The organism is Craterilacuibacter sp., assembly GCF_051659485.1.
Classification (GTDB): Bacteria; Pseudomonadota; Gammaproteobacteria; order Burkholderiales; family Chromobacteriaceae; genus Craterilacuibacter.
The window spans coordinates 1-14,445 of record NZ_JBOFOO010000144.1 but is presented as its reverse complement, the minus strand read 5'-3'; the positions used below and the strand labels follow the sequence as shown (position 1 = coordinate 14,445).

General features: G+C 58.9%; 15 protein-coding genes and 1 tRNA gene. All 16 read right to left on the bottom strand.

Annotated features, from left to right (window positions below):
* Nucleotides 1-1,022 (bottom strand): NADH-quinone oxidoreductase subunit N (locus ACRC1E_RS04980; RefSeq protein ID WP_438514004.1); only part of this gene is annotated, 1,022 nt, incomplete at its 3' end.
* A gap of 18 nt (nucleotides 1,023-1,040) precedes the next feature.
* On the bottom strand, nucleotides 1,041-2,537 hold the full coding sequence (locus ACRC1E_RS04975; protein WP_438514003.1) for an NADH-quinone oxidoreductase subunit M: 1,497 nt from the start codon (nucleotides 2,535-2,537) through the stop codon (nucleotides 1,041-1,043).
* Nucleotides 2,538-2,576: 39 nt separating this feature from the next.
* Nucleotides 2,577-4,622 carry an NADH-quinone oxidoreductase subunit L gene (nuoL, locus tag ACRC1E_RS04970; RefSeq protein ID WP_438514002.1) on the bottom strand — a complete coding sequence of 682 codons (2,046 nt, stop codon included), beginning with the start codon at nucleotides 4,620-4,622 and terminating at the stop codon, nucleotides 2,577-2,579.
* A gap of 29 nt (nucleotides 4,623-4,651) precedes the next feature.
* Nucleotides 4,652-4,957, bottom strand: coding sequence for an NADH-quinone oxidoreductase subunit NuoK (gene nuoK / locus ACRC1E_RS04965; RefSeq protein ID WP_438514001.1), 306 nt, complete (start codon nucleotides 4,955-4,957; stop codon nucleotides 4,652-4,654).
* 22 nt (nucleotides 4,958-4,979) lie between these two features.
* A complete protein-coding gene (locus ACRC1E_RS04960; RefSeq protein ID WP_438514000.1) occupies nucleotides 4,980-5,618 on the bottom strand; it encodes an NADH-quinone oxidoreductase subunit J in 639 nt (212 codons plus the stop codon).
* Nucleotides 5,619-5,627: 9 nt separating this feature from the next.
* A complete protein-coding gene (gene nuoI, locus ACRC1E_RS04955; protein ID WP_438513999.1) occupies nucleotides 5,628-6,110 on the bottom strand; it encodes an NADH-quinone oxidoreductase subunit NuoI in 483 nt (160 codons plus the stop codon).
* 23 nt (nucleotides 6,111-6,133) lie between these two features.
* Nucleotides 6,134-7,180, bottom strand: a complete 1,047-nt coding sequence (gene nuoH / locus ACRC1E_RS04950) for an NADH-quinone oxidoreductase subunit NuoH (protein WP_438513998.1) — start codon at nucleotides 7,178-7,180, stop codon at nucleotides 6,134-6,136.
* 3 nt (nucleotides 7,181-7,183) lie between these two features.
* Complete coding sequence (nuoG, locus tag ACRC1E_RS04945) at nucleotides 7,184-9,514, bottom strand: NADH-quinone oxidoreductase subunit NuoG (RefSeq protein ID WP_438513997.1); 2,331 nt, start codon at nucleotides 9,512-9,514, stop codon at nucleotides 7,184-7,186.
* A gap of 3 nt (nucleotides 9,515-9,517) precedes the next feature.
* On the bottom strand, nucleotides 9,518-10,813 hold the full coding sequence (nuoF, locus tag ACRC1E_RS04940; protein ID WP_438513996.1) for an NADH-quinone oxidoreductase subunit NuoF: 1,296 nt from the start codon (nucleotides 10,811-10,813) through the stop codon (nucleotides 9,518-9,520).
* The gene (gene nuoE / locus ACRC1E_RS04935; RefSeq protein ID WP_438513995.1) at nucleotides 10,813-11,313 is read right to left on the bottom strand and encodes an NADH-quinone oxidoreductase subunit NuoE; all 501 of its coding nucleotides are present in this window, start codon (nucleotides 11,311-11,313) and stop codon (nucleotides 10,813-10,815) included. The genes nuoF and nuoE overlap by 1 nt, the downstream gene beginning before the upstream one ends.
* Nucleotides 11,313-12,566, bottom strand: coding sequence for an NADH-quinone oxidoreductase subunit D (locus tag ACRC1E_RS04930; RefSeq protein WP_438513994.1), 1,254 nt, complete (start codon nucleotides 12,564-12,566; stop codon nucleotides 11,313-11,315). The genes nuoE and ACRC1E_RS04930 overlap by 1 nt, the downstream gene beginning before the upstream one ends.
* Complete coding sequence (locus tag ACRC1E_RS04925; protein WP_438513993.1) at nucleotides 12,559-13,152, bottom strand: NADH-quinone oxidoreductase subunit C; 594 nt, start codon at nucleotides 13,150-13,152, stop codon at nucleotides 12,559-12,561. Before ACRC1E_RS04925 ends, ACRC1E_RS04930 begins: the two co-directional genes overlap by 8 nt.
* A gap of 10 nt (nucleotides 13,153-13,162) precedes the next feature.
* Entirely contained in the window at nucleotides 13,163-13,639 is a 477-nt protein-coding gene (locus tag ACRC1E_RS04920) for a NuoB/complex I 20 kDa subunit family protein (RefSeq protein ID WP_438513992.1), read from the bottom strand.
* Nucleotides 13,630-13,986 carry an NADH-quinone oxidoreductase subunit A gene (locus ACRC1E_RS04915; protein WP_438513991.1) on the bottom strand — a complete coding sequence of 119 codons (357 nt, stop codon included), beginning with the start codon at nucleotides 13,984-13,986 and terminating at the stop codon, nucleotides 13,630-13,632. The genes ACRC1E_RS04920 and ACRC1E_RS04915 overlap by 10 nt, the downstream gene beginning before the upstream one ends.
* Nucleotides 13,987-14,082: 96 nt before the next feature.
* Nucleotides 14,083-14,168 (bottom strand) — tRNA-Leu (locus tag ACRC1E_RS04910).
* 17 nt (nucleotides 14,169-14,185) lie between these two features.
* Nucleotides 14,186-14,445: preprotein translocase subunit SecG (secG, locus tag ACRC1E_RS04905; RefSeq protein WP_438513990.1), on the bottom strand; the 260-nt coding region annotated here is incomplete at its 5' end.

The window sequence follows — 14,445 nt, the reverse complement described above, 5'->3', positions numbered from 1 at the left end:
CCGGCCAGCGTCGTCAGCACATAGATCATGGCGTAGAACATGGCCGCAGCGTAGCCCTGCTCGTTGGCAGACAGCAGGCCCAGCAGCAGGAAGCCCATGTGCGAGATGGTCGAGTAGGCCAGCATGCGCTTGATATTGGTCTGCGCGATGGCGGCAACGTTACCGATCATCATCGACAGCGCCGCGATCAGTACCAGCATGCCCTGCCATTCGCCGGACAGTTCGCCCAAGCCCTGCACCAGAATGCGGATGATAAAGACGAAGGCCGCCAGCTTGGGCGCCGCGCCTATCATCAGCGTCACCGCGATCGGCGAGCCCTGGTAAACGTCAGGCACCCACATATGGAACGGCACCGCACCCAGCTTGAAGGCAAGGCCGGCCACCAGGAACACCAGACCAAACACCAGCAGTACGGCATTGCTCTGCCCGGAGGCGATGGATGCGGCGATTTCACTGATATACAGCGAGCCGGTGGCACCGTACACCATGGACATACCGTACAGCAGCATGCCCGAGGCCAGTGCACCCAGTACGAAGTACTTCATCGCCGCTTCGGTGCCCTGTGCCGAATCACGACGCAGAGCGATCAGCGCATACAGTGCCAGCGACAACAGTTCCAGACCGATGTACAGGGTCAGGAAATGCGAGGAAGACACCATCACGTTCATGCCCAACAGCGCGAACAGCGACAGGGTGTAGTACTCGCCGCGGAACATGCCGCGGTCGGCCACATACTGGCGGGAATACACCAGCACGGCGGCCGTCACCGCATACATGGCCACCTTGATGATGTCGGCCATCGGATCGTCGACAAACATGCCGGAGAAGGTATGCGTCGCAAACGGCTCGAAAGTCGCAACTTGCAGCACGGCGCAGAGCGCCAGCGTCAGCAGCGACAAGCCATAGGTGATGCCACGCTTTTCATCGGGGATGAAAAGGTCGAGTACGAGGATGAACGACAGCGCCGCGAGCAGGAAGATCTCGGGCAATGCCGGCATCAGGTTAAGATCAGCCCAATTCATTACGTTTTCCTTGTGGCCTTACAGCTTGCTTTGCGCAACATGCGCGATCAGGTCATTCACCGACAGATGCATCTTGTCGACGAAGGCTTGCGGATACAGGCCCATGCCCAGCACGGCCAGCGCCAATACCGCCAGCACCAGGAATTCGCGCTTGTTCACGTCCTTCAGTTCTTCCACGTGATGGTTGCCCACTTCGCCGAAGATCACCCGCTTGACCATCCACAGGGTGTAGGCAGCGCCGAAGATCAGCGTCAGCGATGCCAGTGCCGCCACCCAGAAATTCACCTGGATCGCGCCCATGATCACCATGAATTCGCCGACAAAACCGGAGGTCGCCGGCAGGCCGGAGTTGGCCATGGCAAACAGCACCATAAAGGCGGCGAAGATAGGCATCTTGTTGGCCACACCACCGTAGTCGGCGATATTGCGGCTGTGCACGCGGTCGTACATCACGCCGATGCAGAAGAACATCGCGGCGGAGATGAAGCCGTGGCTGACCATCTGCACGATGGCACCCTCGACCGCCCACACGTTCAGCTCGTTACCGGCAAACAGGAAGAAGCCCAGGGTGACAAAACCCATGTGCGAGATCGACGAGTAGGCGACCAGTTTCTTCATATCGGTCTGCACCAGTGCCACCAGGCCGATATACACCACCGCCACCAGCGACAGGCCGACGATGATGGGCGCCAGCTCACGCGCGGCATCCGGCAGGATGGGCAGCGCGAATCGCAGGAAACCGTAGGCACCGATCTTCAGCGTGATCGCCGCCAGCACCATGGAGCCGCCGGTTGGCGCCTCGACGTGCGCATCCGGCAGCCAGGTATGCACCGGCCACATCGGCACTTTCACCGCGAACGACATGAAGAAGGCGATGAACAGCAGGATCTGCACGTTCAGCGGAATGCCCATCAGGTCCTGGAAGGCCAGGATGGAGAAGGTCTTGCCGGCAGCAAAGTACAGCCAGATGAAGGCCACCAGCATCAGCAGCGAACCCAACAGCGTGTACAGGAAGAACTTCATCGACGCGTACACGCGGCGCGGGCCACCCCAGACACCGATGATCAGATACATCGGGATCAGCATCGCCTCGAAGAACACGTAAAACAGGATCGCGTCCAGTGCGGCGAAAGCACCATTGATCAGGCCGGACATGATCAGGAAGGCCGCCATATACTGCGCCACCCGTTTCTGTATCACTTCCCAGCCGGCCAGAATCACCATCAGGGTGATAAAGCTGTTGAGCACGATAAACAGCATCGAGATGCCGTCCACGCCCAGGTTGTAGTTGATATTGAGGGCGGCAATCCACGGCCGCATCTCTTCGAACTGCATGCCGCCATTAAGCACATCGAAATTCAGGAACAGCGGCAGTGATACCAGGAAACCCAGCGCCGCACCGGCCAGCGCCAGCCAGCGGGCGAGAACAGCACGCTGATCCCCCCCGGTAGCCAGAACTAGCAAGCCGGCGGCGATAGGCACCCAGATCACCAGACTTAACAGATTAGATAACATAGTCAAAACCTATTTGTTATTTCAATCCCGATACCGCGCTTATCCGAGGATAAGCTGCGAGAACCAGATGGTGATCAGGGCCAGTACACCGATAATCATGGTGGTGGCGTAGCTGTAGATGAAACCGGTCTGCATGCGGCGTACCACGCGCGAGAACGAACCCACCAGCTTGGCCGAACCGTTCACGATCAGGCCGTCGATCAGCAGCATGTCGCAGATCTTCCAGAAGAAGGTCCCCAACGCACGGCTACCCTTGGCGAACACCGCAAAGTAGATCTCGTCCAGGTAGTACTTGTTTTCCAGCAGGGTATTGACCGGGGCGAAAGTCTTCTTGATGGCGGCCGGAATCTGCGGTGCCTTCATATAGAACACCCATGCGGTCACCACACCGGACAGCGCCAGCCAGAACGGCAGCGTCACAAAAGCATGCATGCCCATCTCGACAGCGTGCTGTGCGTGCGGGATCACGCCGGCCAAGCCCGGGTGCGCCGCCAGATCGGTGAACAGCACCCCCTTGAAGAAGTCACCGCCTACCAGCGGGCCGACGGCAAAGAAGCCGATCAGTACCGACGGGATCGCCAGCAGCGCCAGCGGCAGGGTCACCACCCACGGGCTTTCGTGCGGCTTGTCGTTCGGACCCAGGCCATGATGATGGTCGTGATCCGGCTCTTCGTCGGCATGGTCACCATGATGGCTGGCCGGGTGCGCCGCATCCATCCAGCGCTCCTTGCCGTGGAACACCAGGAAGTACATGCGGAAGCTGTAAAACGCCGTCACGAATACGCCGGCCAGTACTGCGAAGGTGGCAAAACCGGAAGCCGCCAGATTGCTGTTCTCTACCGCCAGAATGATGGAATCCTTGGAGTAGAAGCCGGAGAAGAACGGGGTACCGATCAGCGCCAAGCTACCCAGCAAGCTGGTAATCCAGGTAACCGGCATGTATTTGCGCAGGCCGCCCATCTTGCGCATGTCCTGCTCGTGGTGCATGCCGATAATGACCGAACCGGCCGCCAGGAACAGCAGCGCCTTGAAGAAGGCGTGGGTCATCACATGGAACATGGCCACCGAGTAGGCCGAAGCGCCCAGCGCCACAGTCATATAACCCAGCTGCGACAGCGTGGAGTAAGCCACCACGCGCTTGATGTCGTTCTGTACGATGCCGAGGAAGCCCATGAACAAGGCAGTGATCGAACCGGTGATCATCACGAAGTTCAGCGCGGTGTCGGACAGCTCGAACATCGGGCTCATGCGCGACACCATAAAGATACCGGCTGTCACCATGGTCGCGGCGTGGATCAGTGCCGAGATCGGGGTCGGGCCTTCCATCGAGTCGGGCAGCCACACATGCAGCGGGAACTGTGCCGATTTACCCATCGCGCCAACGAACAGCAGGATGCAGGTCACGGTCATCAGCGACCACTCCACCCCCGGGATGATCTGGATCGTCTGGTCTTTCACTTGCGGCAAGGCGGCGAACACATCGCTGTAGTTCAGCGAGCCGCCGAAGTGCGCCAGCACCAGACCGATACCCAGCAGGAAACCGAAGTCACCCACACGGTTGACCAGAAAAGCCTTGAGGTTGGCGTAGATCGCGGTCGGACGCTTGTACCAGAAGCCAATCAACAGGTAGGACACCAGCCCCACCGCTTCCCAGCCGAAGAACAGCTGGATGAAGTTGTTGCTCATCACCAGCATCAGCATCGAGAAGGTAAACAGCGAGATATAGCTGAAGAAACGCTGGTAGCCCGGGTCTTCCGACATATAGCCGATGGTATAGATATGCACCATCAGCGACACCGAAGTCACCACCACCAGCATCATCGCGGTCAGGCTGTCCACCAGGAAGCCGACAGAGAACTCCATGCCGCCGACGGTCAGCCAGGTGTACACCGTTTCGTTAAATACTGCCCCACCGTTCAGAAAACCGTGGAGCACCTTGAGCGACAGCACCGCCGACACCGCCACACCTGTAATCGTCACCAGGTGTGCGGCGCGGCGTCCTATCGCCCAGCCAAACAAGCCTGCAATGATGGACCCCGCCAGCGGCGCGAGGGCAATCAGCAGATAAAAGCTCTTCATATCCATTTTCTGGCTTCTCGTTTGTTGGTATCTGCTTAGCCTTTGAGGCTATCCAGGTCTTCAATATTGATGGTGCTCTGGTTGCGGAACAGCACCACCAGAATGGCAAGGCCGATTGCGGATTCCGCCGCGGCCACCGTCAGGATGAAGAACACGAAAATCTGCCCCGCCGTATCGGAGAGGTAGTGCGAAAAGGCGATGAAGTTGAAATTCACGGCCAGCAGCATCAGCTCGATTGCCATCAACAGAACGATTACGTTCTTGCGGTTGAGGAAAATCCCCAGCACGCTGATGGAAAACAGCACGGCAGCCAGCACGAGAAAGTGAGTCAGAGTCAGCACTTTGCTTTCCTTTCTACCGGGCTCAAGCCTGCGGCTCGTTGGTTTCGTTCATCACCGGCTCATCCTTGACGGCGGCCATTTTCACAATGCGCAAGCGATCGCTGGCCTGCACCTCGACCTGCATCGCCGGGTCGACATATTTGCCGTCCTTGCGCGTACGCTGGGTCAGGGCAATGGCGGCAACGATGGCCAGCAGCAGCAGTACCGCAGCCAGTTCGAACGGCATCAGATAGGTGGTGTAGATCTGCATGCCCAGCACCTTGACGTTGCTGGCATCAGCCGCCAGCGGCGCCGCGGCCTGAAAGCCGGCCAGATCGGTCTGCGGGCTGGCCAGAATCAGCACCATCTCGGCCACCATGATCAGGCCGACCGTGGCTGCCAGCGGAAAGTGCTGCCAGAAGCCTTCGCGCATCTTCTCGATGTTGATGTCCAGCATCATCACCACGAACAGGAACAGCACCATCACCGCGCCTACATACACCAGCACCAGCGTGATCGCGAGGAACTCGGCATCCAGGAGCAGCCAGTGGCCCGAGCTGGTAAAGAAAGCCAGCACCAGCCACAGCGCCGCATGCACCGGGTTTTTCGCGGTAATCACGCGAAAAGCCGAGAACAGCAGGATCGCCGACAGTACGTAAAAAACTATCAATGGAAAGCTCATGTTCCCCCCTTAGCGGTACTTGGCGTCGGCCGCCTTGTTTTTGGCAATGTCGGCTTCGTACTTATCGCCGACAGCCAGCAACATCGGCTTGGTGTAATACAGGTCGCCGCGCTTCTCTCCGTGGTACTCGAAGATATGCGTCTCGACGATGGCATCGACCGGACAGGCCTCTTCGCAGAAACCGCAGAAGATGCACTTGGTCAGATCGATGTCGTAGCGGCTGGTGCGGCGGGTGCCGTCATCACGCTGCTCCGACTCGATGGTAATCGCCATCGCCGGGCACACCGCCTCGCACAGCTTGCACGCGATGCAACGCTCTTCGCCATTGGCGTAGCGGCGCTGGGCGTGCAGGCCGCGAAAGCGCGGCGACATCGGCGTCTTTTCTTCCGGGAACTGAACCGTGATCTTGCGGGCGAAGAAATAACGCCCGGTCACCATCAAGCCCTTGAGCAGTTCGACCAGTAAAAAGGTCTTTAAAAACTTGCGTATCATCTTGTTGTTCTCCTATCCCGGCCTTACTGCCACAAAGACAGCGGGCTCATCATCCAAGCGCCTACGATGACCACCCATGCCAGCGTGACCGGAATGAATACCTTCCAACCCAGACGCATGATCTGGTCGTAGCGGTAGCGCGGGAATGTTGCCCGGAACCACAGGAAGCAGAACAGCACCATGCTCACCTTAAGCGCCAGCCAGAAGAAGCTGCCGGCACCGATCACACCCCAGCTCGCCGGGAACGGCGACAACCAGCCGCCGAGGAACATCAGCGACGTCATGGTGGCGATCAGGATCATGTTGGCGTATTCGGCCAGGAAGAACACCGCGAACGCCATGCCCGAATACTCGACATGGAAGCCGGCGACGATTTCGGATTCGCCTTCGGCCACGTCAAACGGTGCACGGTTGGTTTCCGCCACGCCCGCAATCAGGTAGACGATGAACATCGGGAACAGCGGGATCAAATTCCACGACAACAGCGAACCGCCGGCCATGCCCTGCCCCTGCTGGTTGACGATAGCGACCAGATTCAGGCTGCCCGACACCATCAGTACCGTCACCAGCGCAAAACCCATGGCAATTTCGTAGGACACGATCTGTGCCGCCGAACGCATGGCGCCGATGAAGGAGTACTTGGAGTTGGCGGCCCAGCCGGCGATGATCACGCCGTACACACCAATGGACGTTACCGCCATGATGTACAGCAGCGAGGCATCGATATTGGCCAGCACCAGGGTGTCGGTAAACGGCACCACCGCCCAGGCGGCCAGCGCAGGCCCGATCGACAGGATAGGCCCGATCAGGAACAGCGCCTTGTTCGACTTGGCCGGAATGATGATTTCCTTGAGCAGCAGCTTCAAGCCGTCGGCAATCGGTTGCAGCAAGCCTTTGGGACCGACCCGGTTAGGGCCGATACGCAGCTGCATATAACCGATCACCTTGCGCTCGGCCAGTGTCAGGTAGGCCACCGCCAGCATCATGGGGGCGACAATGGCGACGATCTTGAGCAGGGTCCATACCACCAGACCCGCTTCCGTCCCCAGCAATCCTTGCATGAATTCCATCGCTTACCCCCGCTCGATTTCAATGGCGTCAAACATGCCGCCAAGCGCTGCCGTCTCGCTGCGCGCGGCAGCCAGGCGAACCACACCGGATGGCAACTGCCTGTCCAGACGTGCAATAAGCTGCACTTCTGCCCCGCCCTGTTTCACGCGTGCGATCCCGCCATCGGCCAGGCCCGCAGCGGCAAACACATCGGCCGCCACATACGCATCTGACGTCTGCGCCGCTTGCGTGGCTTGCAAGGCCGGCGCATGGCGACAGATGGCATCGGTGCTGTAAATCGGCACTTCACCCACCCGTACCACACCGGCCTTGGCTGCCACCTCGGCTGCCACACGGCTCAGGCTATTGTTCAGGCGCGCAGCAATATCCCCTGCGGCCAGCAATTCGCTACGCACGTCTTCGGCGCTGTTAAAGCCGAAACCGTCGAGGTTCAGCATATTGCCCAGTACCCGCAGCACCTTCCACGCCGGACGCGCTTCACCTTGCGGCTTGGTCGCGCCATTGAAGGCCTGCAGCTTGCCTTCCATATTGACGAAGGAACCGGCCGTCTCGGAGAACGGAGCCACCGGCAGCAGCACGTCGGCGTAGTCGAGCAAGCCCTCACCCTGATAGGCCGTCAATGCAATCACGGTGGCGGCCTGCTTCATTGCGGCCACGCTGGCTGCGCTGTTGTAGCTATCGAACTCGGGCTCGGTGTTCAGCAGCACATAGGCCTTGCGTGGCGAAGCGATCATCTCGCCGGCGTTGGCGCCGCCGTTTTTCGGCAGCACGCCGACCGCTTCCGCGCCGACGCTGTTGGCCGCCTCGGCCAGCACGCCGAAACGCGCGCCGCTGAGGCGGGCGATTTCCTGGGTCAGCGACAATAGCGCGCTGTAAGCCGGATGGTGCTGGGCCACAGCGCCCAGTACGATAGCGGCGGACTCGGTAGCACACAGGCTGTCGGCAATCGCTTGCGCCGCTGCCGAAACTTCGGTGCCAGCCAGATCGATGCTGCTTTCACCTGCCTTGATCGCAAGCACGGCCTTGAGCACCTGCGCCACGCCATTGACCAGCGCCAGCGGCGAGGCAATCAGCTTGGCGTTGATGTTCATCAACAACTCGTCGTCGGCGACGTGGATGATATTGAGCGCCATCGCCTTCTTGCTGGCCTGACGCAGACGCGCCGCCAGCAAAGGCTGTTCGCTACGCAGGCTGGAGCCGATCACCAGCACCGACTTGGCGGCAGCCAGTTCTGTGATGGAGGAACCCAGCCACTCGGCGCCCAGCTTGACGGCATCGGCACTAAAGTCGCTGCGCGAGATGCGGTAGTCGATATTGTTGACGCCAAAGGCACGCGCCAGTTTCTGCGCGAGATACAGCTCTTCGGTGGTCGAATGCGGGCTGGTCAAAAAGCCGATCGCATCCTTGCCATGATCGGCGGACACACCATTCAGGCCCTTGACCACATAGGCCAGCGCGGTTTCCCAATCGGTGTCGTGCCACTGCCCGTCAAACTTGATCTTCGGGGTTTTCAGGCGCTTATCGCTATTCAGACCCTGATACGAGAAGCGGTCGCGGTCAGCCAGCCAGCACTCGTTGATGTCTTCGTTTTCCAGCGGCAGCACGCGCATCACTTCGCCATGCTTGACCTGGACAATCAGGTTGGCGCCCAGACCATCATGCGGGCTGACCGACTTGCGCCGTGACAGCTCCCAGGCACGGGTGCTGTAGCGGTAAGGCTTGGAGGTCAGCGCGCCGACCGGGCACAGATCGATTACGTTGCCGGAGATTTCCGAATTCACGGTTTTGCCCAGGAACGGCAGGATCTCGGAGAACTCTCCGCGATGGGCCATGCCGATTTCCTGGAAGCCGCCGATTTCCTCGGTAAAGCGGACGCAGCGCGTGCAGTGGATGCAGCGGCTCATTTCTTCCGCCGAGACCAGCGGCCCCATGTCCTTGCCCGGTACCGCGCGCTTCTGTTCCTGATAGCGCGAAACACCGTTGCCGTAGCCCACCGCGATGTCCTGCAGCTGGCATTCGCCGCCCTGATCGCAGATCGGGCAATCCAGCGGGTGATTAATCAGCAGGAATTCCATCACCCCGGCCTGTGCCTTCTTGGCAAGGTCGGAATGGGTATGGATCTTCATGCCGTCCGTCACCGGCGTGGCGCAAGCCGGCAGCGGCTTGGGCGCTTTTTCCACTTCGACCAGACACATGCGGCAGTTGGCCGCGATGGACAGTTTCTTGTGGTAGCAGAAGTGCGGAATATACGTCCCGATCGAATGGGCAGCTTCCATTACGGTGCTGCCCTGCGGGGCCGTCAGTTTTTTACCGTCGATTTCGATTTCAAGCATCGCTCAACACCATTTGTGATCCACCAGCGGCTTACCGTGTTCGATCAGGTACTCGAACTCGTGACGGAAGTGCTTGGTGAAGCTGCGGACCGGGAATACGGCGGCGTCGGCCAGCGCACAGATAGTGCGGCCAGCCATATTGTTGCCAACGGAATCCAGCAATTCGAGATCCCCCGGACGGCCTTCGCCGTTCAGGATGCGGTGGATAATGCGGTACAGCCAGCCGGTGCCTTCACGGCACGGCGTGCACTGACCGCACGATTCCTCGTGGTAGAAGTAGGCCAGACGCTCCAGCGCGCGCACCATGCATACGTCTTCGTTCATCACGATGACGGCGCCCGAGCCCAGCATGGAACCGGCCTTGGAAATACTGTCGTAATCCATGGTCAGGCCCATCATCACCTCGCCCGGCAGGATAGGCGCAGAGGAACCGCCCGGGATCACCGCCTTGAGCTTCTTGCCGTCACGCATGCCGCCGGCCAGCTCGAGCAGTTCGGCAAACGGCATGCCCAGCGGCACTTCGTAGTTGCCAGGACGGTTGACGTGGCCGGAAACCGAAAACAGCTTGGTGCCGCCGTTGTTCGGCTTGCCCGCCTCGAGGAACTTCTGTGCGCCATCCTTGATGATGAACGGCACCGAGGCGAACGATTCGGTGTTGTTGATGGTGGTCGGCTTGCCGTACAGGCCGTAGGATGCCGGGAACGGCGGCTTGAAGCGTGGCTGGCCTTTTTTGCCTTCCAGCGACTCCAGCAGTGCCGTTTCTTCGCCGCAGATATAGGCGCCGTAACCGTGTGCCGCATACAGCTCGAAGTTGAAACCGGAACCCAGAATATTCTGCCCCAGCAAACCGGCGGCATGGGCTTCGGCCAGTGCCTCTTCGAACTGCTCGTAGGCTTCGAAGATTTCACCGTGGATGTAGTTGTAACCGGCGCGGGTGCCCATCGCGTAACCGGCGATGATCATGCCTTCGATCAGCGCATGCGGGTTAAAGCGCAGGATGTCGCGGTCCTTGAAAGTACCCGGCTCGCCCTCGTCGGTATTGCACACCACGTATTTGTCGCCGGGGAAGCTGCGCGGCATGAAGCTCCACTTCAGGCCGGTGGGAAAGCCGGCACCGCCACGGCCACGCAGGCCGGAGTTTTTCACTTCGGCAATCACATCGTCCTGCGACAATTTATCAGCCAGGATACGGCGTAATGCGGCATAACCACCGCGTGCTTCATACGCGGCCAGACGCCAGGCATTCGGGTCCTGGGTGTCTACGCCCTCGAAAATCACCCCACTTTTGAAGATCGCCATTATTCGAGCTCCGCCAGTTTCTGGTCTATGGCTGCAGGGCTCATATGGCTGCACATCTTGTGGTTGTTCACCAGCAAGACCGGTGCATCGCCACAGGCGCCCATGCACTCGCCTTCCAACAGCGTGTATTTGCCGTCCGCCGAGGTTTCACCAATGGCGATACCCAGCTTTTCCGACAGATACTTGGCTGCGGACACGCCACCCGAGAGTGCGCACGGCAGGTTGGTACAGACGGTGATCTTGTATTTACCCACCGGCTTCATGTCGTACATATTGTAAAAAGTGGCGACTTCGTAGGCGGCGACCGGGGCGATGCCCAGATAGTTCGCCACGAACTCGATCACCCCGGGCGTCAGGCAGCGCGCATCCGGCGTCTGGCCCTGCTCTCTTAGCTCGGTCAGCGCAATTCTCAGCGCAGCCATGACCGCCGACCGTTTCTGGTCGGCAGGGTACTTGGCAACCTCGCGGTCAATACTTGCAAGCGATTGTGCGGACAACATCAGCGGTCAATCTCCCCAAACACGATATCCTGGGTACCGATGATCGCGACCACGTCGGCGATCATGTGACCACGCGCCATTTCATCCAGAGCCGCAATATGTGCGTAACCCGGTGCGCGGATCTTCAGGCGGTACGGCTTATTGGCACCATCGGACACCATATAGATACCGAACTCGCCTTTCGGGTGTTCGGTACCTACGTAGACTTCGCCCTCGGGTACATGCATGCCTTCGGTGAAGAGCTTGAAGTGATGGATCAGCTCTTCCATATTGGTCTTCATGCCTTCGCGCGACGGCGGTGCCACCTTGTGGTTCTCGGTAATGACCGGACCGGGGTTGGCTTTCAGCCACTTCACGCACTGGGCGATGATGCGGTTGGACTGGCGGAATTCTTCCATACGCACCAGGTAACGGTCGTAACAGTCGCCGGTCTTGCCCACCGGAATATCGAAATCCATCTCGGCGTAAACATCGTAAGGCTGCGTCTTGCGCAAGTCCCACTCGATGCCGGAGCCGCGCAGCATCGGGCCGGTAAAGCCCAGCTGCAAGGCGCGCTCGGGGCTGACCACACCGATGCCGACAGTACGCTGCTTCCAGATACGGTTATCGGTCAGCAGGGTCTCGTATTCGTCGACACAGGCCGGGAAGCGGCGGGTGAAGTCCTCGATGAAATCGAGCATCGTGCCCTGACGGTTCTCGTTCAGGCGCGCGATTTCACGGGCATTCTTGATCTTGGACGCGGTGTACTGCGGCATGCTGTCCGGCAGGTCGCGATAGACACCGCCCGGGCGGAAATAGGCCGCGTGCAGACGCGCACCGGACACCGCCTCGTACAGGTCCATCAGATCCTCGCGCTCGCGGAACGCGTACAGGAACATGGTCATCGCGCCGATGTCGATCGAGTGCGCACCTATCCACAGCAGGTGGTTCAGGATGCGGGTAATCTCGGCAAACATCACGCGGATGTATTGCGCACGCAGCGGCACATCCACACCGGTCAGCTTTTCGATGGCCAGGCAGTAGGCGTGCTCGTTGCACATCATCGACACATAATCCAGCCGGTCCATATAGGGCAGCGACTGGATATAAGTCTTGGATTCGGCCAGCTTCTCGGTGCCGCGATGCAGCAGGCCGATATGCGGGTCGGCACGCTGAACCACTTCGCCATCCAGCTCCAGCACCAGACGCAGCACGCCGTGTGCGGCCGGGTGTTGCGGACCGAAGTTCAGCGTGTAATTACGGATATCAGCCACCGTAGTTCTCCTCGCGAATAATGCGCGGCGTGATCTCGCGCGGCTCGATACTGACCGGTTGGTAGACCACACGCTGCTGGCTGGCGTCGTAACGCATTTCCACAAAGCCCGACACCGGGAAATCCTTACGGAACGGATGGCCGACAAAGCCGTAGTCGGTCAGGATGCGACGCAAATCCGGGTGTTCGTCGAACATCAGGCCGAACAGATCGAACGCTTCGCGCTCGTACCAGTTCAGGCACGACCAGACAGCGGTCAGGGTAGGCAGGACGGGAAAATCGTCGTCTTCGGCAAAGCAGCGCAGGCGAATGCGCTGATTGTGCTTGAGCGACAGGAGTTGATATACGGCGGCAAAACGTAGGCCGTCCCAGGACTCGTCCCGGTACGTGCTGTAGTCCATGCCGCACATATCTATGCATTGCTCGAAGGAAAGTTCGGCTGAATCGCGCAACTTTGTTGCGACTTCAAGCAAATTTTCCGCCTTGCATACGATAGTCAATTCACCCTTCGCAATTGTGCTATGCACAATAATTGGGGCGAGCAGACTCTCGACGCTCGATTTGAGCGCTTCCATTTTGGAGGCCATGGTTTCTCCCTCAGCGGGCGATGGTATTAGTGCGTTTGATCTTGTTTTGCAACTGGATGATGCCGTACAGCAAGGCTTCGGCCGTCGGCGGGCAACCTGGCACGTAAACGTCAACCGGTACGATGCGGTCACAGCCGCGCACGACAGAATACGAGTAATGGTAATACCCGCCTCCGTTGGCACACGAACCCATGGACAGTACCCAGCGCGGTTCGGCCATCTGGTCGTAAACCTTCCTGAGTGCAGGTGCCATTTTATTGCACAGCGTACCGGCAACAATCATCAGGTCGGATTGACGCGGACTCGGACGAAACACGATACCGAAGCGATCGAGGTCGTAACGCGCAGCACCGGCATGCATCATTTCAACCGCACAGCAGGCCAGACCGAAAGTCATCGGCCACATCGAACCCGTGCGCGTCCAGTTGATCAGGGTGTCAGCCGTAGTGGTGACAAACCCTTTTTCGAGGATTCCTTCTATTCCCATTCCAGCGCCCCTTTTTTCCACTCGTAGATAAAGCCGATCGTCAGAATGGCCAGAAATACGAGCATGGCGCCAAAACCGAACATGCCGATATCCTTGAGCACAACGGCCCATGGAAACAGGAAAGCGATTTCGAGATCGAAAAGAATGAACAGAATTGCAACGAGGTAGTAACGCACATCAAAACGCATGCGCGTGTCTTCGAAGGCTTCGAAGCCACACTCGTATGGCGACAGTTTTTCAGGATCGGGCCGATTGGGGGAGACGAGCTTACCGAGAACGATAGGCCCGACACCGACCAGAAGGCCGACTATGACAAACAGCAAGATGGGAAAGTAAGTTTGCAGCATTTTCCCGTACACCCCTAAAAAAGAAAGGCAAGCCTTTCTATTGCTCCAAAAAAAAACAGGTCACCGGAATCCCGGTGACCTGTTTTTTAGATATTGTGGTGCCGACAGTGAGACTCGAACTCACACAGCCTATGGCCACTACCCCCTCAAGATAGCGTGTCTACCAATTTCACCATGTCGGCACTGAACAAACCTTGGTTTACTCCGGTACTACTGGACCGGATTTCTTATTATCAGCCGCACCGCTCGGGACTTGCGAAGCAGGCTGTTCAATACTATTACCCATCACACCCAATTCGTTTTGTCTCTCGGTGGACAAATAAGACAGGGCAAGACAGCTCGAGAAAAATACAACAGCAATAATTGCCGTCGTTCTGCTCATAAAATTCGATGAACCCGATGCACCAAACAGGCTACCACTACCGGACGAACCGCCACCAAATGCTGCACCCATATCTG